Origin of the sequence: Parabacteroides sp. PM6-13 (genome assembly GCF_029892605.1) — a bacterium.
Classification (GTDB): Bacteria; Bacteroidota; Bacteroidia; order Bacteroidales; family Tannerellaceae; genus QVMG01.
The window spans coordinates 229,748-255,138 of sequence record NZ_JARXWF010000004.1 but is presented as its reverse complement, the minus strand read 5'-3'; the positions used below and the strand labels follow the sequence as shown (position 1 = coordinate 255,138).

At 48.6% G+C, this 25,391-nt stretch carries 23 protein-coding genes; 10 read left to right on the top strand and 13 right to left on the bottom strand.

Translation table 11 applies throughout. The annotated features are described in order from the left end of the window. Positions 1-139: 139 nt before the first annotated feature. Positions 140-1,510, top strand: coding sequence for a glycoside hydrolase family 88 protein (locus M2134_RS06035; RefSeq protein ID WP_280751076.1), 1,371 nt, complete (start codon positions 140-142; stop codon positions 1,508-1,510). On the opposite strand, the gene M2134_RS06030 is transcribed toward M2134_RS06035, so the two are convergent. Beyond that, a complete protein-coding gene (locus M2134_RS06030; RefSeq protein WP_280751056.1) occupies positions 1,511-4,072 on the bottom strand; it encodes a cellulase family glycosylhydrolase in 2,562 nt (853 codons plus the stop codon). It abuts the gene before it with no gap. Positions 4,073-4,741: 669 nt separating this feature from the next. Between M2134_RS06030 and M2134_RS06025 the strand changes: the two genes are divergently transcribed. The 6 genes from M2134_RS06025 (at position 4,742) to M2134_RS06000 (ending at position 8,941) form a co-directional block, all read left to right on the top strand. After that, a complete protein-coding gene (locus M2134_RS06025; protein WP_280751055.1) occupies positions 4,742-5,998 on the top strand; it encodes a peptidase U32 family protein in 1,257 nt (418 codons plus the stop codon). After that, on the top strand, positions 5,995-6,402 hold the full coding sequence (locus tag M2134_RS06020; RefSeq protein WP_280751054.1) for an acyl-CoA thioesterase: 408 nt from the start codon (positions 5,995-5,997) through the stop codon (positions 6,400-6,402). The genes M2134_RS06025 and M2134_RS06020 overlap by 4 nt, the downstream gene beginning before the upstream one ends. Positions 6,403-6,666: 264 nt before the next feature. Beyond that, positions 6,667-7,443 carry a head GIN domain-containing protein gene (locus M2134_RS06015; protein ID WP_280751053.1) on the top strand — a complete coding sequence of 259 codons (777 nt, stop codon included), beginning with the start codon at positions 6,667-6,669 and terminating at the stop codon, positions 7,441-7,443. 24 nt (positions 7,444-7,467) lie between these two features. Next, the gene (locus M2134_RS06010) at positions 7,468-8,274 is read left to right on the top strand and encodes a head GIN domain-containing protein (RefSeq protein WP_280751052.1); all 807 of its coding nucleotides are present in this window, start codon (positions 7,468-7,470) and stop codon (positions 8,272-8,274) included. 110 nt (positions 8,275-8,384) lie between these two features. Then, entirely contained in the window at positions 8,385-8,615 is a 231-nt protein-coding gene (locus M2134_RS06005) for a hypothetical protein (RefSeq protein ID WP_280751051.1), read from the top strand. Continuing rightward, a complete protein-coding gene (locus M2134_RS06000) occupies positions 8,612-8,941 on the top strand; it encodes a hypothetical protein (RefSeq protein ID WP_280751050.1) in 330 nt (109 codons plus the stop codon). Before M2134_RS06005 ends, M2134_RS06000 begins: the two co-directional genes overlap by 4 nt. Positions 8,942-8,953: 12 nt before the next feature. Here M2134_RS06000 and M2134_RS05995 read toward each other — a convergent pair whose 3' ends face one another. From M2134_RS05995 to M2134_RS05975, 5 genes are read right to left on the bottom strand one after another with little or no spacing between them, the layout of a single operon-like run. Further along, a complete protein-coding gene (locus M2134_RS05995; protein WP_280751049.1) occupies positions 8,954-9,964 on the bottom strand; it encodes an NAD-dependent epimerase/dehydratase family protein in 1,011 nt (336 codons plus the stop codon). Positions 9,965-9,968: 4 nt separating this feature from the next. Further along, the gene (locus M2134_RS05990) at positions 9,969-10,742 is read right to left on the bottom strand and encodes an ABC transporter ATP-binding protein (protein WP_280751048.1); all 774 of its coding nucleotides are present in this window, start codon (positions 10,740-10,742) and stop codon (positions 9,969-9,971) included. Next, positions 10,735-11,622 carry a zinc ABC transporter substrate-binding protein gene (locus M2134_RS05985; RefSeq protein WP_280751047.1) on the bottom strand — a complete coding sequence of 296 codons (888 nt, stop codon included), beginning with the start codon at positions 11,620-11,622 and terminating at the stop codon, positions 10,735-10,737. Before M2134_RS05985 ends, M2134_RS05990 begins: the two co-directional genes overlap by 8 nt. A gap of 40 nt (positions 11,623-11,662) precedes the next feature. Then, entirely contained in the window at positions 11,663-12,031 is a 369-nt protein-coding gene (locus M2134_RS05980; protein WP_280751046.1) for a YccF domain-containing protein, read from the bottom strand. A 26-nt stretch (positions 12,032-12,057) separates the two neighbouring features. Continuing rightward, positions 12,058-13,326 carry a peptidoglycan DD-metalloendopeptidase family protein gene (locus tag M2134_RS05975; RefSeq protein ID WP_280751045.1) on the bottom strand — a complete coding sequence of 423 codons (1,269 nt, stop codon included), beginning with the start codon at positions 13,324-13,326 and terminating at the stop codon, positions 12,058-12,060. A 150-nt stretch (positions 13,327-13,476) separates the two neighbouring features. Here M2134_RS05975 and M2134_RS05970 point away from each other — a divergent pair, with 150 nt between their 5' ends. The 3 genes from M2134_RS05970 (at position 13,477) to M2134_RS05960 (ending at position 16,779) form a co-directional block, all read left to right on the top strand. After that, on the top strand, positions 13,477-13,902 hold the full coding sequence (locus M2134_RS05970) for an META domain-containing protein (RefSeq protein WP_280751044.1): 426 nt from the start codon (positions 13,477-13,479) through the stop codon (positions 13,900-13,902). 148 nt (positions 13,903-14,050) lie between these two features. After that, on the top strand, positions 14,051-15,316 hold the full coding sequence (locus M2134_RS05965) for a DUF1080 domain-containing protein (protein WP_280751075.1): 1,266 nt from the start codon (positions 14,051-14,053) through the stop codon (positions 15,314-15,316). 173 nt (positions 15,317-15,489) lie between these two features. After that, positions 15,490-16,779: an OmpA family protein gene (locus M2134_RS05960; protein ID WP_280751043.1), complete on the top strand. Its 1,290-nt coding sequence runs from the start codon at positions 15,490-15,492 to the stop codon at positions 16,777-16,779. A gap of 51 nt (positions 16,780-16,830) precedes the next feature. On the opposite strand, the gene metH is transcribed toward M2134_RS05960, so the two are convergent. From metH to M2134_RS05925, 7 genes are all read right to left on the bottom strand, one after another. Continuing rightward, positions 16,831-20,556 carry a methionine synthase gene (metH, locus tag M2134_RS05955; protein WP_280751042.1) on the bottom strand — a complete coding sequence of 1,242 codons (3,726 nt, stop codon included), beginning with the start codon at positions 20,554-20,556 and terminating at the stop codon, positions 16,831-16,833. An 85-nt stretch (positions 20,557-20,641) separates the two neighbouring features. Beyond that, entirely contained in the window at positions 20,642-21,103 is a 462-nt protein-coding gene (gene smpB / locus M2134_RS05950) for an SsrA-binding protein SmpB (protein ID WP_280751041.1), read from the bottom strand. Between the two features lie 12 nt (positions 21,104-21,115). Further along, the gene (locus M2134_RS05945) at positions 21,116-21,682 is read right to left on the bottom strand and encodes a Yip1 family protein (RefSeq protein ID WP_280751040.1); all 567 of its coding nucleotides are present in this window, start codon (positions 21,680-21,682) and stop codon (positions 21,116-21,118) included. Between the two features lie 37 nt (positions 21,683-21,719). Continuing rightward, positions 21,720-22,478 (bottom strand): hypothetical protein, encoded by a 759-nt coding sequence (locus M2134_RS05940; RefSeq protein WP_280751039.1) that lies wholly within the window; start codon positions 22,476-22,478, stop codon positions 21,720-21,722. 109 nt (positions 22,479-22,587) lie between these two features. After that, a complete protein-coding gene (locus tag M2134_RS05935; protein WP_280751038.1) occupies positions 22,588-23,373 on the bottom strand; it encodes a hypothetical protein in 786 nt (261 codons plus the stop codon). A gap of 46 nt (positions 23,374-23,419) precedes the next feature. After that, positions 23,420-24,724: an outer membrane beta-barrel protein gene (locus M2134_RS05930; protein ID WP_280751037.1), complete on the bottom strand. Its 1,305-nt coding sequence runs from the start codon at positions 24,722-24,724 to the stop codon at positions 23,420-23,422. After that, entirely contained in the window at positions 24,714-25,262 is a 549-nt protein-coding gene (locus tag M2134_RS05925) for a sigma-70 family RNA polymerase sigma factor (RefSeq protein ID WP_280751036.1), read from the bottom strand. Before M2134_RS05925 ends, M2134_RS05930 begins: the two co-directional genes overlap by 11 nt. Positions 25,263-25,391: the final 129 nt, after the last annotated feature.

The following is a 25,391-nucleotide window of genomic DNA, read 5'->3' as shown; positions in this document are numbered from 1 at the left end:
TTTGATGAAATAGTTTAGGTTAAGGCTCATCCGCATAACCCCTGTTATTGAAAGAGGGCGTATCGGATGAGCCTTTTTTGCAACAATGAAATGAGTAAATGAAGAATAAAATATGAAAAATACAATCAAATCAGTATGTATGGGATTTCTGCTGGTGGGAACGGTTGCCTGTAATCAACCGGCAGAACAACCCGAAACGATCAACGATTCGAACACACCGCTCCATCTGTTGACACCCGACTACAAAGTGGCTTATAAGGAGTGGAACACGGAGCAGATAAAATCCTATCTCGACAGGGTATTGCACTTCTTGGAATCGACAACACCTATGCGGGTAGTCGATAAAGAGACGGGAGCAGAGATCACCGACCTGGAACAACTCAACCCCAACGCGCAACTGGAGCGCGGCGCTTTCCGCCTGGCCAGCTATGAATGGGGGGTTACCTATTCGGGTATGCTGGCGGTGGCCGATGCGACGCAGGATGCGCAATACATGAACTATGCGAAAGAGCGTTTCAGCTTTCTTACGGAGATGGTGCCCTATTTCACCCGGTTGATGAACGAACAGGATGTGATCGACGGACAGATGCGGCAAATCATTCGCCCGGGTGCCTTGGACGATGCCGGCGCCATGTGCGCAGCGATGATCAAGCTAAGCCGCATCATGCCGGAGATCGACTTCAGCCGGATGATCCTCAATTACATGGACTTTATCGAAAACAAAGAACACCGTCTTGCCGACGGCACCTTTGCCCGGATGCGTCCGCAGGCAAACACCATGTGGCTCGACGATATGTATATGGCGATTCCTGCCATTGCGCAGATGGGCGCCTATACCGGTGATACTCGGTATTTCGACGAAGCAGTTTTCCAGGTGCTTTCTTTTAGCAAGCGTATGTTTGTGGAAGAAAAAGGCTTGTATATGCACGGATGGGTTGAAGGGGAAGAATACCATCCTGCCTTCCACTGGGGACGTGCCAATGGCTGGGCCTTGCTTACACTGACCGAGGTATTGGATGTGCTCCCGACAGATCATCCCGGCTATGAGGCAATCATGAAGCAATACAAAGCCCACGTAAGAGGCATTGCCGCTCGCCAGTCGGGCGAAGGTTTCTGGCATCAGTTGCTCGATCGCAACGACTCCTATCTGGAGACATCCGCCACGGCGATATTCACCTACTGCATTGCCCGCGGGATCAATAAAGGATGGTTGGATGTGATCTCCTTCGGGCCGGTGGCACAACTGGGCTGGAGCGCTGTCTCAACGAAGATCAACGCGGAAGGCGAGGTGGAAGATGTCTGTGTCGGCACCGGCATGGCTTTCGATCCGGCTTTCTATTACTACCGTCCGGTGAATGTCTACGCGGCACATGGCTATGGCCCCGTTCTCCTGGCAGGTGCGGAAATGATACAACTCATCACCCGCTTCTTCCCCAAGATGAACGATAGCGCGATTCAGTACTATTCCGTTAAACAGGATACGGATAGACCGATTTTTGGGGTGAAATAACTATTCCACCCAAACGCCTTTTAGTTCAACGACCGGCTGTTCGGCTTTCGTGCCCTCTAGGGTGGTGATCTCCAGGATCTCTATCTTGCGTGCATCAAAGGCTGCCTCTGTGTCCGGCGTGAAATAATCGGGTAGGAAGGAGGGGTAGCCGTTGGGGCGCAGGATTGTTTTCCCTAAAGCCAATTCGCTGAATGGGATTCGTATGGTCTGGTCGCTGCCAACGGCTACCTCTTTCTTATAGGTAAATCCATCGGTCGTCACAAAACCTACTTCTAACCGATCAATCCCTTTTAGCTCTCCGGTGTGCAAACATAACTGCTTGCCGGATGCCAGCCTGTTGGGGCGTCCGTCTACTTTGTCTTTTATGTACGAGCGGATGATAATCCGATTCTCGGCTTCCAATTCCTTGGAGGTAATCCGGAGGCGTTTGTTTCCGGGAGAGGCTCCCTCCTGCAACTGCGCCGTGGGATAGGTTCCTTTGATATTATAGATCTCCATGGCGTCGAGATCGGTGTTGGCATCGAATAGGGCGAGGAATTGATCGGCCGGGCATACGGGAAGTGTCCAGCTATCGCTCCAGTGAAAATCCCAATCGGTCGGAAGCCCTTCCTGGTTGGCGGGGAACGAGTAGGAGCTGCCTTTGGCATGTACTGCGATCGTATACTTGAGATCACCCGGAACCACCTGCTCTGCAGGCAGGGTGATTGCGTAGTTGTATCCGTCGGTTCGGGTCATCCGCAGCGGAATGGTTCTCCATTGTCCCGGTCTGTTTAGGTAGATCGTGACTGAATCGGGCATCGTAGGTCCTACCACTGTGGCGGAAAGGGTTTGTTCTTCGCCTGCCGAGACGGCATACGGAGGCTGATGTAATACGCGGAAAGAGGTCATGCGCTCGGCGGGAGCGACGTATTCATTCAAACGGATCGTGCCCCACTGACTATCAGCCGCCCATTTTGTATTATTCACCCCCTGGCGTGTCAATAGATAGACACCCGGATAGGCCTGCATGGTTGCGCCGGCAGCACTGCCGCTCCGTTGATTACCGTCGTTGATGGCCTGATAAATATATCCTTCACCCAGGTTAGGCAGCTTTATGGTCATAGGCCATTCATGCCAACAAACGGTGGCCACCTCTTTGCGGATCGAGGCTTTTCCAAACGGATCTTCCAGCCAGATGGCATCGGGCATAATCTCCAGACGCCAGACCCCGTCCGACAATTTGTCCAGGAAATAGGCACCCGTCCCTTCGTAAGCAATAACGGGCGAATGGCCATAGCCGATTAGTTCCGATAACGCCTCCGCATTGACTGGCGTTGTTTGGGTATGGTTGGCATAGATGAATTTCTCCGGTGTGTTCATCTCGCTTAGCTTTTCAAGGTAGCTCACGCGGAAACCGTCGAAGATCGTATCGTTGGGATAAACGCCAAAATCCTTTTTGCGGGGCACCTGCTTGGTGATCTCTGCCGCGATCTTCATGCTGATTGCTTTGCCGGGCGCATAGGCCAGGTTCAGGAAATGGGTCTGGTATTCCGTGTTGGCCCATGCGATCTCGATGGGGTCGTAGGCAAACTGGGTGATCCATTGGAAACCGGTCTGACGGAAGGTGCGTGCCATCGCCGGGTAGATGTATGGATCGGCGATATCCGCCGGGTCGAACTCATAAACAATCAATGCTTTTTTGTTGAAGTTCTTGATGTGCTCGAATGGGATAGGGTAGGAGTCGACCGCGGGCAGGAAATTCCCTTTCCGTGTGCGGTTGGCCACTAAGCCACTGGGGTACCACTGGAAGGTGCCGCCGTCGATTTTGGCATTATAGAACGCCTGGGTGTTTTGTGGTATATTATGACTCATGTTATAGAAGATCGGAATCCGGCAGCCGGTAGAGCGAATCGCCTGCACCATCCGGTTTACATACCGGGTCGTAAACGCGGGTTCCGTATCGTTGGTCGGTTCATTGTTGATTTCAAAGCCTACCATGTCGGGCTCGTCTTTATAGGCGATTCCAGTGTAGGGGTTCACGTGACTGACAAATTGCTTCAGGAAACGCTCCTGGGCAACAATCGCCTCTTCCTGGCGGGTCACCTCCTGTTTGTTCCATTTGGTCGAGAAGCCGGGCAGGCTGTTGTCGTCTCTCTCGGGATAGCCATTGCCCCAATAGGCCATGGGGGTGAACAATAGTTTTATATTTCGCTCTTTCAATTTGGCAACCAGGTAATCCAATAGATCCAAGTGTTCGTTCTCGATCAGGTTACCCTCCACATCCGAGATCTCCACATCCCATACGTGAACACGGTAGGCATTGAAACCCAGTCGGGCAAAATGATATACATCCTTATCGATCGATTCCTTCAGGTCGACACCCAACGATTTGTGCATCCGATAGGCATGAGCAAAAGGAGTCGTGTAGTTCACCCCATAGAAAGAGACCTCTTTGTTTCCCTTTTTCTCACGCAATACGCCTTTATTATCCACATAGTAGGTCTGAGCCTGCATGGTCGTTGCCAGTAGAAACAAGGGCAAGACGGATAAAAAAGAGATCAGTTTTTTCTTCAATTGTTCCATGTTATTATTTTAAGTGTTACTCGCAGGGCTAATTTAAAATGCCCCTTGCATTTTGCGCAAAAACTCCTGCCGAAGTTACAAATTGTAAATTGAGGGTTTTAAAAAAGAGGAATGGATTAACAAATATTTAGAATTAAATTAGTGCCTGTAACTATTCAACCAATCCAAAGAGTCCCTACTGATATTTCTTCAAATAATCGTTTTTTTACACCTGTTTGTGAGTCAGCAAATGACATACAAAAGGCTCTTATTTGCTACTAACCGGGGGTATTTTGGCTAGGGAGTGCCTAGGGGGTGCCTACATGGTGTCTACATGGTGTCTACATGGTATCTACATACTTTTTATATAGTTAATACGGAGGCGCTACGGAGGCACTACGGAGGCAGTACGGAGGCACCCCCTAGATGCTATTAAAACGTAAGCTAATTACCCTGGATACACCCTGATATCTCGATCTACTCCTATCAAAAAGAGTCTTATTTCGGGAAAAAGGTTACTTTTTGATAGTCAAAAAAAGGCGAATCCAAAGCCTCATTTTATCAATTATTAACATATGGCCTATGCCTGGTTGTTACTTGGTGGGAGGTGTAGGGGCTTTACCCGGTGTGTCATTGGTGCATGTAGAAATTAACCCGTATATTTGCAGTCGCTAACAAATAGTTATAACATTGAACGCAAGAGATTTTGAAATCATGTCGCCGGTTGGCTCGTACGAGTCGTTGATGGCGGCCATACAAGGGGGAGCCGATTCTATCTATTTTGGAATAGAGGGCTTGAATATGCGCTCCCGTTCCTCCCATAATTTCACGATAGACGATCTACATCAGATAGCGGCTATTTGCCGGGAGCATGGGATCAAAAGCTATCTGACGGTAAATACCATCATCTACGAAGAAGATATGTCGTTGATGCGGCAAATCATCGACGCCGCCAAAGAGGCGAATATCTCGGCTATCATCGCAGCAGATGTAGCTGCCATGGATTATGCCAACCAGATCGGGCAAGAGGTGCATCTTTCTACCCAGTTGAATATCACAAATGTGGAGGCGTTGAAGTTCTACGCCCGTTTTGCTGATGTGGTGGTATTGGCGCGTGAGCTGAACCTAGAACAGGTGAAACAGATCTACGACCAGATCCACGAGCAGCAGATCAAAGGGCCTCGCGGCGAGTTGATCCGTATCGAAATGTTCGCGCATGGTGCTTTGTGCATGGCGGTATCGGGCAAATGCTACCTGAGTCTGCACGAGATGAATATGTCGGCCAACCGCGGTGCCTGCACACAGATCTGCCGCCGGGGCTACACCGTGAAAGATAAAGATTCGGATATCGAACTGGATATAGAAAATCAATATATCATGTCGCCCAAAGACCTGAAGACCATTCATTTCATGAATAAAATGATGGACGCGGGTGTACGGGTGTTTAAGATCGAGGGACGTGCCCGCGGCCCGGAATATGTGCGCATCGTCACGGAATGTTACAAGCAGGCGGTATTGGCCTATTGCGAAGGCAGTTTCACCGAGGAGAAGATCGCCGGCTGGGACGAACGCCTCCGTTCGGTGTTCAACCGCGACTTTTGGGATGGTTACTACCTGGGGCAACGCCTGGGCGAGTGGAGCAGCGTGTATGGATCGGGCGCCACGAAAAAGAAGGTCTACGTCGCCAAAAGCATTAAATATTTCAGCGGACTGAGTGTGGCCGAGTTCGAAATGGAGTCGGGATCGCTGCGGGTGGGCGATGAGATACTGATCACCGGCCCCACGACCGGCGCCCTGATGCAGACGGTAGAAGAGATTCGCGTCGATATGCAGCCCGTCACGGAAACGGTGAAAGGCGAGCGCTTCTCCATCAAGACAACAGAAAAGATCAGGCCATCGGATCGCTTGTATAAGATGGAGCCTGTAAACAGAAAAGAACTAAAATGAAAAAAGAATTTATCTTCTCATTGCCTTTCAAGGTGCGGGATTATGAATGTGACCTGCAGGGAGTGGTCAATAACTCCAACTATCAGCATTATATGGAACACACCCGGCATGAATTCCTGGAGTCGCTGGGCGAAAACTTCGGCGTTATGCACGAGAAAGGGGTCGATGCTTTTGTCGCCCGCGTCGATATTCAGTTTAAAAACTCATTGCGCAGCGGCGATCGTTTCCTCTCCTGCCTGAATATCTCGAAGGAGGGGCCTAAACTGGTGTTCGATCAATATATTTACCGCGAACCCGACGGGCTATTGGCCGCCAAAGGACGGGTAGAGACCGTCGTTGTCGACCAGGGAAAACTCACCCGGGGAGAGTATTTCGACGAGCTACTCAAAAAAGCTTTTCAATAAACAAATTTTATTCTCACCCGCGTGAGAAAAAATTCTCATGCGGGTGAGAATTTTTTTTGCCCTCCCCAAAGAGCGTGACAAACAAGTCTCAAAACTCCCAAAAACCGGAAGGTTTTTGCTGTTATAGCTACTGATTTGCTTGTTAAATTAGTTTAATAGTTAGTACCTTGCGTTGCAAGGTATCTTATTATTGGATATATTTGCCGTGTAAGGAGTCTGAAAAGGCTTACAAAAAGGGAACAAGACTAACAAATATCATTCAGTATGAGAACAACTATCGCATGGATCATCCTTTTATTAATGACTTTCCCCTCTGTTTTCGCTGCAGAGAAAGAGCGGGGCAATGGGCAGATGGAGACGAAAACGTTTCAGGTCGATCAATTCAATTGGCTTTACCTGGGGGAGAATATCGAATACGACGGTAACGCGGGCCGTAATCTCTTCAAAAAGCGGAAAGATCATTTTCCGACCTTTTATTATACCCAATCAAAAGGGAATGCCACGTTGGAGGTAACCATTGACGAAAATCTATTGGAGTGGCTGGTCGTCGAACAGAAGGATCAGGTTCTGTATATCAAAGCAAAAGAGAATACCCGTATCCATCCGACCCAATTAATCATAGAGGGGCAATCAGCCGATTTATCGCATGTGGACATCATTGGTTGCATGAATTTTGTAGCGAAAGAGGCTCTTACGGTCGATCGCTTGGCATACGAAATCTCCGGTGTTGGCGATATCACCCTGGACAAATTGGCATGTAAGGATTTTGCCTGTGAGATCAAAGGGGTGGGTAATGTCCTCCTGACCGGAGAGATCACGAAGGGGAATTACCGCCTTTCGGGTGTCGGAAAGGTAAGGGCGTACGATTGCGAAGTGGAGAACCTGACCTGCCATGTGAGCGGAGTCGGCGATATGGAAGTCACAGCCACCAAACATCTCAAGGCCTCTACTTCGGGGGTAGGAAGCATCAAATACAAAGGCGACGTTTTGCTTGATAAGTCGTCAACCGGGATCGGGCGCGTGAAGAAAGTGAATGAATAAAACCTATAAAATCTCTATCTACATATGAAAACAAACATATATATCCTATTGATCGGCCTCCTCTTTGCCCTGAACGGTTGTATTCCCGGGAAAGTAGTGAATGGCGACGGTAATATCGTTACCGAAACGATCTCCATAGCGGATTATCATACGATAAAAGCGGCCAGTGGGCATATCACCGTTCGTTACACCCAGTCAGATGAGCCTCCTTTTCTGCAGGTAAAGACGGACCAGAATATATACGAGATGTATGAGTTCCGGACAGATGAAGATGGTACTTTGCTTATCAAGCCGAAGCATCCTTACCGAAACAATTGCAATTTCCGTCCGACGGAATTCCTTATCCTGACGAACTCGACCGCCCTGAGAAAGGTGGAGATGGCGGGAAGTGCGGAGTTTAATGCCGAGAGCCCCCTCACGGCGGATCAATTAATTTTCGAACTGGCCGGTAGCGGACGAATCAACCTGAAGGAGAAGGTGACCGTGGTTCGGTTAGGCGTAAATATTGCCGGTAGCACAACATTGAATGCCCCGGATGTTTACTGTGATCAATTCAGAGGCGAAATTGCCGGTAGCGGCACCATGCATATCGGAGGAGAGGCCAGAAAGGCCAATATCGAGGTGGCCGGCAGCGGCAAGATACGAGCTTTCGACCTCCAGATTGACGACTTGAAATGCAATGTCGCCGGCAGTGGAAACATCGAAGCCACCGTTTCTCAAAATATCGATGTCAACGCAGTCGGCAGCGGAAAAGTCCGTTATAAAGGAAACCCGGCGAATATCACCCGCAACATCATCGGTTCAGGTTCCATTCGGAAGGTGGAGGATTAGAAAGAGTCGCCTTATAATACAGAAACAAACAAAAGTGATTGTTTTTCAATCACTTTTTTTGTATTTTTACAAACGCATAGAGACAGATAACTATGCCAAACTTAACCAATATGATAGTCATCACCTCCGCAGAATTGCGTAATAATATGGAAAAATACCTGGATATAGCTAAAACTCAAAAAGTAATTATCCAGCGTGGGAAAACGGAGACCTTTGTTCTGACCGGGAAAGGTGTGGTAGAACCGGATCTGGCACTGAAAGGAGCTATGACCGCTGAAGAGATATTAGTCGGAATTGAAGAAGATGTCAGAGAGCTGTTCCGAAAGAATCATAAAGAATGAAAGTCTTATTCGCTCCTCAGGTTCGTTTGTCTTTCCGGGAATTAATTGAAACCCTCTTTGAGAAGGAGTATTTTGGCTTTGAAGAGTCGGCTGTTCTCTATGTAAGGGAATTGTTTTTTGAGATAAGAGATACACTTCCGTTATGCCATAAGAAACCAGCCCCAAACTACTTCAATCGATACGGAGAAAATCTATTCTATTCCGTTTTCAAGAAAAATCAACGAACCCAATGGTATGTATTCTTCTCTATTCATATACAGAATGGAGAAACGATTTATCTGGTACGTTACATTAGCAATAACCATATCGTTTCGCAACATCTATAAACTTGTAGAGGATTAAAGCCACCCTTCGCGGCGATACCAGGCGATGGCTTCGGTTAGGCCGTCACGCAGGCGGTAGTTTGCTTTGAAATTCAGTTCATCCTGAAGCGGTTCAACTTCACAGATCCAGTTGCGCTGCTTCAGGATTTTATATTTATCGCTGTTGAGCGTCATGCTTTTCCCCAGGATCTTGCCGATTAATTCGGAGAAGTGACAGGCCACATAGACCAATCCGCTGGGGATACGCATCCGCAACAGGTGTTTCTTCGAGAGCAACTCCCGGATCATATTTGCAAACTCCGCATCGGTATAGACATCGCCGTCGGCCACAAAGTAATGCCGGTTCACAACGGTCGGGTTTTCCAATGCCAGGAAGACAGCACGCGCCAGGTCTTTCACATAGATAAAGGTGATGCGTTGCGGCGTAAAGCCCACCGCAAAGTCGAAGCCCGACTGTATGCTCTTGATCTCCATGAAATAGTCTTTGTCGCCCGGGCCGTAAACCCCTGTTGGCCGCATGATAACGTAGGGGAAATGACTTTGCCGGCGTACATACTCCTCTGCCATGCGCTTGCTTTCGCCATAGACGGTGTTAGGACGTTGTGGATCCTCCAGGCGAATGGGCGTAAAATCCTTCTCGTCTCCAACCCCATAAGCACTCAGGCTACTCATCAGAAGGAATTTCCGGGGTTGGCAACCCGCTTGGGCTAAGGCATCGATCAGGGCGCGGGTGTTTTCGGCATTGACCCGGAAGAAATCCTGTTTCTTTAGTGTCTTGGTCAGTCCCGCATTGTGCACCACATAGTCCCACGCACCATGTCTATCGGCAAACTCCTGTAATTGCGCGACCAAGGCCTCTTCGTTCTTATAGTTCAGATCGATAAAGCGGATGCGCTTGTCCTGCAACCGTTCCCGACTGCTCGACGCGCGCACGCCAGCCCATACCTCGTATCCGCGCGCCAACGCCTCCTCGACCAGGAAGCTACCGATAAAACCACTGGCGCCGGTAATCAATATTTTCTTCATTGTTTCACTTTTCATGCGTATGTTCACCATGATTCTTTAATACGCGATGGGGTAGATGTCCATGCCCAACCAATTCGATCGGACAGGCAAACACATCGCCCAGCCACTCTTCGCTCAGGTCGGAACCGGGATGATAATGCAATCCCTCGTTGACACAGGCTATATTCTTCACCATCGGCAAGATGGTTCCCATATCATGGGAGACTAAGATAATGGCGCTCTCCCGGTTGATCTCCTGCAACAGTTCGTAGAAACGCGACTCAAAGCGTTTGTCGACATAGGAATTCGGTTCGTCGAGGATAAGCAGTTGCGGGCGAGAGACCATGGCACGTCCAAGCAGTACGCGCTGCAGCTGTCCGCCGGAGAGCTCGCCTATCGGGCGCGTCTCCAACTCTTCCAGCCCCATTTGCTTGATTATCTCTTGGATCCTTTTCTCCTGCGCCCGGGAAAAACGGCGAAACAGCGGTTTTTCCGACGAGAGGCCGGAGGAGATAACCTCCCATACGGAGATGGGAAACTTCTTGTCTATCTTGTTTATCTGAGGAAGATAGCCGATTTTGAGCGAGGCGACCTCTTTTTCGTGATCGAAGAATCGCTTCTCGCCCGCCGTAGGGGCGAGTAGGCCGAGAATCACTTTCAACAGCGTGGTCTTGCCGCCGCCATTAGGGCCTATGATGCCCAGGAAATCATTCTCCCACACATCGAGGGAGACATCACGGAGTACGATCTTCTCTCCGTATCCGGCGGTGATATGCCGCAGTTCGAGCAGTTTATTCATGGGCAAGAGCTTCGGCTATATGAATCATTTCTTTACTCCAGTCATAGGCCAACGGGTTGATGCGCACCAGACGGCAACGGGTCTCCCGGGCAATGATCTCCGCGTTTTTCTGATCGAACTCTTCCTGAATAAACACCACCTGCACGTTATGATTGACCGCCGTATCCACCAGCTCTTTCAACTGGGCAGGCGAAGGCTCTTTGCCATCCATCTCGATACAGAGCTGTTTCAGGTGAAATTCTTCAGCAAAATAGGTCAGTGCCGGATGATAGATGATAAAGGTACGGCTCAATACCGGTTTCAATAGCTCGGCAATAGTCGCTTCGGTAGCCTCTATTTCCGCCATCAGGCTGTTGTAATTTGTTTGATAATAGTCGTTGTTTTCCGCATCTAATGCGACAAACGCCTCCAATAGATTGTGAGCGATAAGCCGGGCACCTTCCATACTGCTCCAGATATGCGGATCTGTCGCCCCGTGATGGTGATGAGCGTGGTCATCTCCCTCGGCTGAGGCGTGATCGTGATCATGCTCCTCTCCCTCCAGGAAACCCATTCCCTGGGAAAGATCGAAGAAAGCGACTTGCGGATTGTTTTGTTTGATGCGTTCGATCCAGGCTTGTTCGAACCCAATCGGGCCGATCTGGAAGTAGGCAAGGCTTTCCCCGATACGCACCATCTGTTGCGAGGTAGGGTCGTAGCTCTCCGGGCTTTGCCCTGTCGGCACGACGGTATGGATCACAAACCGATCGCCCGCTATTTTCTCTGCGAAATAGCGCTGTGGCTCGATAGATACGGATATGATTTGTTCTTCCTGGGTAACAGGCTTTTGCTTACAGCCAACAAATAGCAACGCACAAAGAAGGAAGTGTATTGGTTTCATACATTCAGTTTTGTGCAAATTTACATAAAAACACTGAATTTCAGCTGATGCTCTTCCCAAAAGGCGCTAAGGCCAACGCGGCCAATTTGAAGTGTTGCCGCCCAAAAGGGATACCGATAATCGTGATGCAAAGCAAAATACCGAACCCTAAATGGGTCAGGCAGATCCAGATTCCTCCCAGAAAGATCCAGATCACATTCATCAACAGATTGAGGCATCCGCCACTATTGCCCGAATCAGTTACCTTGCAACCGAAAGGCCACAATGCCACACGCGCCATCTTGATGGTTTGCAACCCAAAAGGGATACCAATAATCGTGACCATCATCAAGAAACTGGAAATTATATATTCGATCGCTGTAACAATCCCTCCGCATACAAGCCAAAGCAAGTTTCCTACTGTTTTCATATTGCACCGTTGTTTTAAGTGGTTCTTTATTCTTCTATAGAAGACGGGGCAGCGGTAGATTGTGTGACACGAAAACTATCTATTTCTGCTAAAATTTGTGCTTTTACCACCCGGAAGCTATCCATCAACTCCGGTTTCACCGGATGGGAAGGGGGGGATTCCATTTTTTCCGGATTGATAGGTTGTCCGTTTTTGTGTACCCGGAAATCGAGGTGTGGTCCGGTAGAAAGGCCGGTGGAACCGACATATCCGATCACCTCGCCCTGCTTCACCCGCTTGCCGACCGCCAATCCTTTGGCAAAACCACGCAGGTGCATATAGGTAGTGGTATAGACTGCATTGTGTTTGATCTTCACATAATTGCCACCACCACCTGCCTGAAAGGCTTTGGCCACCACCGTTCCGTCGCCGATGCTTTTGACCTCCGTTCCGGCCGGTGCCGCATAGTCCACCCCATGATGTGCCCGGTATCTTTTGAGTACCGGATGGAAACGGGCATTGGAAAAGCGCGAAGAGATACGCGAGTATTGAAGTGGTGCTTTCAGGAATGCCTTGCGCAGGCTGTTTCCCTCGACGTCGAAGAACTCCGAAAGACTATCCTGCACAAACGGAATAGCGACGTACTCCTTCCCCTGATGCGTAAAGGTGGCTCCTTCGATCGAAGCGATATTGAGCGAGGTCGTATCGTCGATAAACGCCTCTTGATAGATCACCTGGAAAGAGTCGCCCTCTTTCACATCGAAGAAGTCGATCTGCCAGGCATATACATCGGAGAGATCGAGTGCCAACAGGGGGCTGACCCCTTTGTCGCGGATCACATTCCACAAGGAAGAGGTGATTGTTCCCTCCACATATTTTCGTTGTAGCGTGATTGGTTTATGGAAGGCGTAAGCACAGACAGTATCGCCCGTGAAATCGATGATGGCATAGTTGGTCTGAGACTTGGCGAAAGCGATATGATGCACCGCCTGAAGCGTATCCTGTGTCTTGAAAACCGTATAATACATGCCGGCGCGCAACTTGGTCGGATCGAGCACCTCGGCTGAAGCACGGCATATCCGGTCGGATTCGTTCGGACTAAACCCCAATCGCCCGAAAATAGCCGCCAGGTTATCGCCCGGGCGTATCAATTCATCTTCTGTGTCTAAGGAGTCGATGCAAATGCCATATCGATATATATGCGAATGGGTATCAGTTGCTTCCTCTTCCGGCAGGGCCTCTTGCTGAACAGGCTTTTTACAGGAAAAAGAGAACGCTAATAGTAGAACTATCCCAAGAATGTATGTACGATTCATCTATGTTTATTTTCTGCGGAAAAGTACAAAGATAATAGGCAAGGGGGAATAGATCTGTTAATATTAGCTAAAACAACCCCTGGTTCTAAACAAATCAGGCCCGAAATGCGTCTTACAGTAAACTGACTAATTTTGAAAAAGTATAGACAAATGAAAAAAGTAATGTTTTTTATGTTGAGCATCGCCCTCACATTAGGTGTGATGTCTTCCTGTTCTGAAGTGAAAGTAGATGCAAAGAGTCTGGAAGGGAAGTGGAATATTGTTGAAGTGGATGGACAAGAAGTGAAAGCGGAAAAGCAGCCCTTCATCGAGTTTAAAATGGCAGACGGACGCATTCATGGGAATGCCGGTTGTAACACCTTTAACTCGGCGATCAGCATGGACGCCAAGAATCCTTCCGCCTTTACGGTGAAACTACCCATTTCAACCATGATGGCTTGTCCGGATATGCAGACCGAACAACTGATCATGCGTACATTGGACAAACTGGCCGGTGTGATTGCCAATAAGGACAAATCAAAATATGACCTTATCGACAAAGACGGTAAAGTAGTTATGGTGATTCAGAAGCCATAAGCAGATTATCATAGAATAGTGCTGATGAAAAAGGCCTTAAGGAACCCAATCCTTAAGGCCTTTTTTTGGAAAATTGACTGTTTATGGTATATTTGTGATTCAGAAACTGAAAGATCATCTAATACCGAAAAGCATGAAAATGAAACAAATGAGCAAATTCCTCACCGCCTTTATGATGGTGGGACTTCTTTTCCCCTCTTGTATTAACTCGCAACACAACACCCTGACGGAAGCGGAGAAAGCCGAGGGGTGGCAACTCCTATTCGATGGGGAAACCATGCAGGGCTGGCGGGATTACAACGGAACCACATTGACCGAGCCCTGGCATGTGGTGGATGGCTGCATTCAGGCGGTAGGCAAGGGGAGCGATGGCACAGGTTATATCGTCACCGAGAAGGTATATGAAAACTTCGAGCTCTCCTGGGATTGGAAACTAACGAAAGGGGGAAACAGCGGTATGTTGTATCATGTATTGGAACGTCCGCAATACAAGGTGCCGTATGTGACCGGGCCGGAATATCAACTATTGGATGTGCCTAACTTCGAAGGCAAATTGGAGGAATGGCAGAAATTGGGTGTCGACTATGCGATGTATCTGCCTGATCAGTCGAAAATGAAGGTGAATCCGTACGGGAAATGGAACAACTCGAAGATCGTTTTCGACAATGGACATGTGGAGCATTGGTTGAATGGACAAAAAATCCTTGAGTTTGAAGCCTGGACAGACGATTGGCATGCGCGTAAGAACAGTGGTAAATGGGCGAATGCTCCGGAATATGGTTTGGCTAAGAAAGGGGTGATCTGCCTGCAGGATCATGGCGACCCCGCTTCATTCCGCAATATCAAGATCAAAGAACTGCCACGCAAAACAGGCAAAGAGGTGTTGCTTTTCAACGGCAAAGACCTGCATGGCTGGGAAGCCTACGGAACAGAACTCTGGTATGTGAAAGAGGGTTTGCTCTATTGTGAAAGTGGACCTGACAAGCAATATGGCTACCTGGCTACGCGTGACTATTACGATAATTTCGACCTGACGGTTGAATTCAAACAGGAGGCCGACGGTAACTCGGGCGTATTTATCCGCTCTTTCATTGAAGAGAAGGTGAAGGTGAACGGCTGGCAGGTAGAGGTGGCACCGAAGGGGCATGGAACGGGCGGCATCTACGAATCATACGGGCGCGGCTGGATTGCACAGATTACGAAAGAGCAAGAGGAACACCTGAACGTAGGCGACTGGAACACGATGCGCGTGAAGGTAGAAGGCAATAATATCAAGACATGGCTGAACGGCCATCCGATGATCGATCTGACAGACGAAAAGATAGGCAAAGGACAGGGGCGTATCGCCTTGCAGATCCACGACGGCGGCGGCATTAAGGTGGCGTGGCGTAATCTGCGGTTGACCTCATTATAAGCAGAAGCATTTATTCGTTCTGTGTTAAATAGGAGGGTGTGTCTGATCATGATCGATTAGGCACACCCTCCCTTTGTAAAACAACCGATAAACGAGTTTCTAAACTAAATGAGAGGATGGATTGTTTAGTTATCAGTTGAACAATTATATTTAATCATAAAAAACTATTAATTATGAAACAGATTTATAACGTGCTGAAAGATTCAGTCTGTTCTGCATTAGTAACAAATGCAACACATGTATTAGGTGAGCGGGAAGCGAATGTGAAAGATGCTTCCAAGTCAATCATTGCCTCCCTATTAGGTCTTATGGTGAAAAAAGGAGATACGCAACAGATCAAAAACATCTTGAACGAAGCCTCCAACTTACACATTCTCTCTGATGCAGAGAATATATGCCGGGAGAACCCGACCGCAGATCAACGAAAGATTGCCGATGACTTTTTGCAACAGCTGCTGGGTGATAAGGCGTCTGATTTCACGGATCCGATTGCTGCCCATTCCGGTATCTCTAAAGTGGCGGCAAACCGTTTAATCTATATGATTGCTCCTTTGGTAGCCGGTCACCTGGGTGATTTCCTGCAGAAGGACCACCGAAGTCTGGCGGCACTGATAAACCAGCTAAAAGAGGAAAAGAGTAGCTTTGCTTCTTTCATCCCCTCCGGGCTTGCCGAGCGTTTCCGATTGTCCCCTGCCACGCATGCGAGGGTAGCGGCGTCTGCCCATACGCCGACGGCGAAAATGTCGGCACCCATTGAACCGACACCGCAAAAAGAGGCTACACGGTCGGTCGTAGAGAAAAAGAAAAAAGGCTCGAATTGGATCAAGTGGTTGCTTCTCCTGTTGCTGTTGCTCTTGTTGTTCTTCTGGTGGAGATCTTGCCAGAGCCCTGTAGAACAGGCACAGGTGATTGATCGTGAACAGGTGACCAACACGCAAGTCGCTCCACCGGCAGTCACACCGCCGGCCGCAACGGTCTCCTCCGATCCCTCCAGACTGGATCTGACATTGCCAGACGGGCAAATACTCAACGTACTCAAAGGAAGTATGGAAGAGAAGATGATCACTTTCTTGAACTTGGATGCCTATGCAAACGCAACGGAAAAGGAGCTACAGGACAAATGGTTTGAATTTGATCAGATAGATTTCAAATACGATAGTACCACTGAGTTGTTGGAACATTCAGAAGCGCAACTGAAGAATGTGATGGCGATTATCAAAAGCTATCCGCAGGCAAAGGTGATTATTGCCGGTTTCGCGGATAAGAAGGGGACGGAAGAGGTAAACCTCGAAGTATCCAAAGCGCGGGCACAGACCATTGGAAACTATTTCAAGCAAGATGGGCTCGATAAGCAGGTCGTGCGAGTTGAAGGGTTAGGCGAGAAATATGCCACCCGAAGTGCAGACGCCCCCGATAGCGAAAGGGCGAAAGACCGTGACATCGCATTGCGTTTTGTGAAATAAGATGTGAAGAAAATGGAAAGGAGAGTTCTCAAAAAACTCTCCTTTTTTCGTTTATGTCAGATTCTTTAACAATAGCTTGCGGGCTTCGTCCTCAGCTATATGCCTGCGGGAGGCATAGTCGATAAGCTGGTCGTCGCCAATGGTGCCGATCAGGAAATAATCGGCTTCGGGATGGGCGATATAGAGCCCGCTGACAGAGGCGGTCGGCAGCATGGCGCCGTTCTCCGTCAGGCGAATGCCGATGCGGGAGAGATCCAACAGGCGGTCTATCGTGAAGTTCAGCCCCTGATCGGGTAGGGAGGGATAGCCGATGGCCGGACGTATTCCTTGGTAATGCGCTTTGAAGAGTTCTTCCACCGGTAACGACTCCTCGGGGGCATATCCCCAAAACTCCGTTCGTACCTTCTTATGCAGGTATTCGGCGGTTGCTTCGGCCAGACGGTCAGTCAATGTTTGCAACAACAGAGCATTATAGGTATCGCCATCGGCTTCAAACTGCTGCTTCAGGTAATCCATACCGGCACCACCGGTCACGGCAAAGGCGCCCACATAATCGGTTTTGCCTTCTGTCTGTGGCATCACGTAGTCGGCCAACGACCGGTAGACCGCTTCGTCACGCTTGGCTTGCTGTCGCAACAGCGGGAACGACTCCCCGTCTATATAGAGCGTATCGTTCTCGCTATACGCCGGGAAGAGACCGTACACCGCCTTACAATACTCCGCTTTCAGTCCGACAAGGCGATCCAACAGGCGATTGGCATCTTTATAGAGCTGCATCGCTTCCGCCGCTTTGCCTCTCTTCTCCTCCGGAAACGAGGAGAGCCAGGAGGCGCGACAGGCATCGCAACCGTGCAGGCGGGTGATCTCCGCATAGGAGGCGCCTAACTTCCAGGCGGAAAAGAAATAGGTCCAGTTGATATAAGGGATAACCTCTTCCACAGGGATATAAGGGATCTCCTGAATCCCTTTCTGTTGAGGCTCAACAGGCGAATAGGTTTGCCAGTCGATAGCCATCCGATTGGCACGTGCCTCTTCCAAGGGGAGGAGGGGAACCGCTTTCCGGTTTACACCCGAACACAAGGCCTCTTGCTCTTTATTCAGTTCTTCGATAAAGCTGTCGCGTGTCAAAGGATTTAATAGTTTGGCAGCCACCAATGGAGTCTGCGACGCATCCACCACATGGATCACCGGGTAATCATAGTGAGGAGCGATCTTAACAGCCGTATGCAACTTAGAGGTCGTGGCTCCGCCAATCATCAACGGAATCTGTAAACCGGCTTTCTGCATCGCGTCGGCCACCTGAACCATCTCGTCCAGTGAGGGGGTGATCAGGCCGGAGAGGCACACCAAATCGGGTTTTTCCTCGATGGCTTTGCGGATAATCTCTTCCGCCGGTACCATCACACCCAGGTCGATCACGTCGTAATTGTTGCAGGAGAGGACGATAGAGACGATGTTCTTGCCGATATCATGCACATCACCTTTCACGGTGGCAAACAATACCTTACCGGCTTTCGAGGAGGCCTCGGCCGATTTCTGCTGTTCAATGACCGGTTGCAGAATGGCCACCGCTCTTTTCATCGTACGAGCTGTCTTCACTACCTGCGGAAGAAACATCTTGCCCGCCCCGAAAAGCTCACCGACCCGGTTCATTCCGTTCATCAGCGGGCCGTCGATAATGTCTACCGCCTGCGGATATTGTTGCAAGGCCTCTTGGATATCGGTCTCCAGCCAATCGGTAAGGCCTTTCATCAAAGCCTGTTCCAGGCGTTCACTGACCGGACTTTCCCGCCATGCCTCCTGTTTCTTTTCCGTTGCATCGGAGGTTTGTGGCTGTTGGTTCTGCGCATAGGTGATCAATTCGTCCACTGCTTCCGCGCGGCGCGCCAGGATCACATCCTCCAGAAGCGTACGTAATGCGGGTTCTATATCATCGTATTGCACGGCTGTCGATGGGTTTACAATGCCCATATCCATGCCTTTCGCTATGGCGTGGTAGAGGAATACGGCGTGCATCGCTTCGCGCAAATAGTTATTGCCCCGGAAGGAGAACGATAGATTGCTGATGCCTCCGCTGACTTTAGCGCCCGGCAGGTGCTTTTTGATCCATTCCACCGTACGAATAAAGGCCAGGGCGTACCCATTATGCTCCTCGATTCCGGTGGCAATTGCCAGTACATTCGGGTCGAAAATGATATCCTGCGGAGGAAATGCGATCTTCTCCGTGAGCAAACGATACGCCCGTTCGCATATTTCAATCTTACGTTCGTAGGTGTCGGCCTGCCCCTTTTCGTCAAAAGCCATGACAACAACGGCAGCTCCTAAGCTGCGAATACGCGTCGCGCGAGCCAGAAACACTTCTTCGCCCTCTTTCAGCGAGATGGAGTTGACGATGCTTTTGCCTTGTACACACATCAACGCCTGTTCGATCACCTCCCACTTCGAGGAATCGATCATCACAGGGACACGGGCGATATCGGGCTCCGCGGCGATAAGATGCAGGAAGTGACACATCTCCTTCGCCGTATCCAGCATGCCGTCGTCCATATTGATATCGATCACCTGCGCGCCATCTTCCACCTGCTTGCGGGCAATCGAGAGAGCCTCTTCCTGTTTCCCCTCTTTAATCAGACGAAGAAACTTGCGTGAGCCGGCTACATTGCAGCGTTCACCGATATTGATAAAGTTATTTTCCGGTTTTATTTCAAGCAGTTCCAGACCCGACAGCCAAAGATCAGTCGGCTTTTCCGCCGGGATATGCGGCTTAGCTCCCCGTACAAAGGCAGGGTATTGGGCAATATGATCGGGCGTCGTGCCGCAGCATCCGCCTAAGATATTCACTAATCCCTCTTCGACAAACGGGCGAACATGCGTAGCCATCAATTCGGGCGTCTCGTCGTATGTGCCGAAACTATTGGGAAGCCCCGCATTTGGGTAGGCACTGATATAGTAAGGCGCTACGCTTGCCAATTCTTTTAAGTAGGGTTTCATATCGGCCGCACCAAAAGAACAGTTCAATCCGATGCTAATGATCGGTGCATGTTGTACGGAGGCCAGAAACGCAGCCAGTGTTTGTCCGGAGAATGTGCGCCCTCCCTTGCCGGAAAGGGTCACGGAGAGCATAATCGGAAGCTCTTTGTCTTTTTCTTTTAATACATCCACAGCCGCTTCCAATCCGGCTTTGGCATTGAGCGTATCGAATACAGTCTCGAAAAGAAGGATATCCACGCCTCCATCTACCAATGCCTCGATCTGTTCTTTGTAGGCATCGTAAAGATCACGATAATTAACCGCCCGATAGGCAGGATCATTCACATCCGGACTCATAGAAGCAGTCTTATTGGTCGGGCCGATAGAGCCGGCCGTGAAAAGTACGCGATCGGTATTAGCAGTATAGCTGTCGACCGCTTCCCTTACTAAGCGGGCAGCGGCCAGGTTGATCTCCCGTACCTGTTGTTGCATGCCATAATCAGCCAGCGATATGGCATTGGCATTGAATGTATTTGTGGTGATTATATCCGCACCAGCCTGCAGGTAATCCCTATGGATGGAGGCAAGCACATCGGGACGTGTCAGGCATAAAAGGTCGTTATTCCCTTTTTGTTGTTCCGGAACGTCGCGGAATCGTTCTCCCCGGTAATCGGCTTCCGTCAGTTGAAAGCGCTGGATCATCGTGCCCAATCCGCCATCTAAGATGAGGATGCGAGTTGATAATTGATGATTAAGTATGGATAAAGGAGAGGAGGGTGAAGGGGGTATTTGCTTATTTGTATGCATATTGTCAAAGTAATTATAGTGTAGAGGATTTATTGTCAATAGCTTATCAATTATCCATTGTCAATTATCCATTTTAAAAGCCGTTTTAGCGTTTAAACGCCCTATCCATCTCGCGTTTGTCGTCACGCTCTTTGATCGATTCGCGTTTGTCGTAGACCTTCTTTCCTTTCCCGATGGCGATGACGACTTTAGCCAATCCCTTTTCGTTGATAAACATACGGGTAGGGACAATCGTAAAGCCACTATTTGTTGTTGCACCCTCCAGTTTGCGTATCTCCTTGCGGTTCAATAACAGCTTCCGGTCGCGTCGTGCCGTATGGTTATTATAGGTGCCGTAAAAATACTCGGCGATATACATATTCTTTACCCATACTTCGCCTCTTTCCACCACGCAATAGGTGTCCACTAAGCTGCCTTTGCCCAGGCGTAGGGATTTGATCTCCGTGCCGGTCAGGACTATGCCTGCCGTAAACGATTCGAGCAACTCATAATCAAAAGTTGCCCGTTTGTTTTTGATCTGTATGTTATTTGATATCTTTTCTTTCATCTTTTCACTATTTCAAAAACGTAATCCGGGCATCAATAGCTTCAGGATAATCTCAATCACATTCGGCACTATCAGAATCATACCCGTAACTACCGCAACAAACTTTAACTTGTTTTTCTCTTCGACCTGCATATAGGCGGGTACCCCTTCCCATACGATATAGAAGGTGTAAAGAACAAATATATTTAAAAAGAAAAACTCCGGGATCAGCATCAACAAAGCGGTAAGCGCAAACATAAGCGAGGAGGAGTAGCCTACGAAATACTGCCAGCGTTTCAGATCCTTCTCGCGCTTAAGCCAGCCCCCCCATAACTCATTCAACAGATAGACCGTCAGGTGATATCCGCCAAAGAAGGCAACCAACGTACGGATAGAGGCTTTCAACGCTTCCTCTACATTGAACTCCTTTCGGGTGAACAAAATACCCAGAAAGGCAGCTACGGTAAGCAGTCCCATCAAAGGATATACGAAGCGTCCCAGAAAGTCCTCCTTCTCATCTTCCTTTTGGGCAAGCTCTTCCCAAGCCTTTCGGGGCTGCGTAATGATCAAAATGACCCATTTGAATATTTCTTTAAACATAACTTTGTCACACAATTGGTTTTACAAAAGTAGCGAATTAATCGATTTTCGATAGCGGAACGCCATATAAAGCGGTAGGTGACCAACTCAAGACGCTATCGCCATCGACCACCTGCACCCGGTTTGCATATTGAAACCGGAAGAACAACGAGTCTTTTCCCGCTTCCTGTTCTTTCAGGGCAGCCTCTTTGAGGAAAGAACTCAGGTTCAAGGCATGTATCTCTGTTTGGGTCGATTTCAGCGAGTCTATGCCTCCTTCACGGATGGCACGCAGATGGAACTCGTAAAAGCGACTCCCCTCTTCCGTTTCATGAAACACACTGTCGCGGTTAAACGCCAGTGTAAAGGCTTCCGTTTGCTCTTCGTGGTGTTCTTTCAGTTCGATATGCACAAAAAAACGTCCTTTCAGGAATTGTCCTTTGTTCATATTCAGGGTCAGAAACTGTTCGTTGGACGATGGTATCGTGTCGGGAAGCGTTGCTTCGGTTTCCTCCAATAGATGTTGTCTGACCGGCTCCATGGTTGACATCTCCGCAGCATAGATACCTGATTTCGGCGATTCACTGAAGTCTGCCTTAAACTCAACCAGGAAACAATCCCCTGCCTGGCTTCCGTTTAGCTCCGGAAAGGATATCTGCCGGATATCAGTTCCGTCTGAGGTCGACAGGCTCAGTGAGGGATCCGTTGTGACCACGCCATAGCGGAAATAGCCCATGCGGTTGCCCGATTCACCCATACAAGCCGAAAGGCAGAATAGGAATAGTAGAAAGATGCTGTTGAACAAGAAATTTCTCATGACGGATGTCTATTAGATGTTGCAAAGATACTAAAATAAACAAAAAGAGGCGTAACAATGCAGAAACTCTGCCATGTTACGCCTCCGATTATCGCTGAAATGGTTGTTCTTATTGTGCTGCCTTTTGGGCTTTGAATCTGATGAAATCAGTAACCTCTGCCCAAACAGGCGCACCGGTTTCTTCGTCAAATTCTTTTACATATTTGAATTCAAGACCAAACTGACTGTGGCTTGCATCTGCTTCTTTATCATTGATCTGTGTCAGATAGGTGTAGGTGTAGAAAGGACAGATGTCGGCCACATCCTTATCACTTCCTTTACCCTCTGTCTCCAAAATTCCACGTACATAGAAGGTGTAGATATTAATGCCGTCTTTCATGTAGGGTTCAGCAGAAGGATCATAATACAAATGCCAGCTATTTTTCTGCTCTTCTTTTCCGGTGAAAACAGGAGTCAGGAAGAGATAGTCATCAACGGCGGCAAAATACTGTGCCGATCCGAGACCATAAGCACCATATTGTAAGGCTATTTCATTCGGTAATGCTTCATCAAAATTAGGAGCTACCGGATTAAAACTTCCTTTATCCAATACAACCGGTTCTGTCAACAGGGTAACATAAGCATATCCGTTTGTCTCAATATTTGCGTTGTTCGGGTCTGCTGTGTCATATTCAAAATTTAACCAAACGCAATCTCCGGTCATCAACGTCTCTAATCCGGTAGCATAAACAGGCCACCATCCATACATTTGCGCAACCGGTCTGAACATAGCGCCACTCTTGATTACGCCAAATCCATATCCCTGTGTTACAGTGTTCGTGTCCCCCAAGCAAGAGGTAAGCATCATAACTACGGCAGCCATCATGGCTACTCCCAACATCTTAATTTTTTTCATTTCTTTTTTACTGTTAATAAATTATGTGATTTGTATTTTTTTTACATCAAAATCCCAAGCGGAACCCAAGCTGCACACTCAGATTGAATGGCTTTTCTGAATAGATGATCGGATTATCGCTTTTTTCGTTCATAAAGCTGCTGCCATTATCGAAATGATAGCCGGCACCCACTTCGCCATAGGCGCTTAAGAAGCGGAGAATCGGATAGCTCACACCGGCACGCGCGTTCACAGAGAGTAATGGCTCTTTCATGCGTATCGATTTCTTACTATCGTCCCAGGTTACATTCTGGGAGTTTACGTCGCGTACCAATTCGCCCTTTTGCGTTCCTGCTACATTTAATTCGGCCAATACACCTGCCGAAGCATATACCATAAAACGGTTCCATTCGGCGATCTTATAGGTGACCGACAATGGAATACCGACCATATGCAGTTGTTGTTTTACCTTTACCTGATAACCGCCTTCTACCGGCGTTGTGTTCCAGTTGGAAGAAAGATAGGAATAATTCAGACCGCTTTGTAAAGACCAACGATCGTTCAGGTAATAACTGACGCCGAGCCCGAAAGATATTGGCTTTTTGTGGTCGATATCGGTCTTAGGCAATGGCTTGTCTTTTGACGCGGCATTCAGGAAAATCAGATCCTCGCTGCGCAATCCCATGGTGCTCACCATATAACTCGGAACCGAATTGCTGGCACCTACCGAGACACCACCTGCTCCCATGCCAAAGCCCCAACGACGGGGTGCTTTTTCTTTTTCAGCCGGGCGGGTTGCCGCATCGGCTAAAAGGGTAGGGGTGTTCTCTTCTTTGTTGCCAGGAGATTTCGAAGCCACCTCTTCACGCTGCTTGTCCACTTCACTGGTGGCTTCCGAAACCTTCCGTTCATCATCACTAACACCTATTGTTTTCAACTCTTGATCCTCATCACTTTTCCCAACAGGGAAAATCTCTCTCGTTTTATTTTCTGTTTTTCTCTTTTCGATTTTATGTTTAGCCAGCACCGGCTGGGTAACCGGTTTGCTCTGCGTGGTATAATCAGTTTCCGGAATGGCATCAATGCCTTGCTCCATGCGCGCTTTGACCTCTTCTGTCTGGCGTTCTATCTCTTGAGCGATCTGCGGCGGAACCTCTTCCGTGTCAAACATAAACAGGGTGCTGATAGTCAACAGGATGGCCGCCACAGCAGCCGCTGTCCATGCCCCGGCTTTCCGGTAGAAGGGAATGCTTCTTCCCCCGGGGAGTCTGCCTGCAATGGCCTCCCAATTGCTGTCTACCGTTTCGGCTTCAAAATCATATAATTTCGACCGGAACAGATCATCTATACTATCTCTCTCTTTATCGTTCATGTACATTTGTTTCAAATAATTCATTAATCTTACGTTGCAATATTTGCTTGGCACGGGTATATTGCGAGCGGGAGGTGCTTTCTGTTATGCCGAGCGTATCCCCGATCTCTTTATGCGAATAGCCCTCGATCGCAAACAAGTTGAATACCGTACGAAAACCTACCGGCAATTCATGCACTAATTGCATTAATTCACCGGCTGTCATGGCTGATATCACCGTATTGTCGGCAGAGGCTAACTCCGCCGTGTTATCGAGATCCGTCGATTCCCGCAATACATCTGATCGCCTTAGATATTCCAACGCATTATTAACAAAGATCTTTCGCATCCACCCTTCGAAGGAGCCGGCACCGGTATAGGACTCCAGACTGGTAAACACTTTTACGAAACCATCCTGAAGCAAATCGCGGGCGGTCTCCCTGTCGCTTACGTAGCGCAGGCAAACTCCCAACATCTTGCGGGAATATGTCTCGTAGAGCTCTTTCTGAGCCCGTCTGTTTCCCTTCCTACAACTCTCTATCAGTTGTTTCTCGTCCATTCAGTTGTGCCATCACTTCCTCCGCAGAGGCCATACAAATAGTATGATGTTAGTAAATCTGGAAACGCTGCATTGTTTTCTAAAAAAACATCCGTTAAAAATACCAAAATGATTTTCCCTTGTTATAAA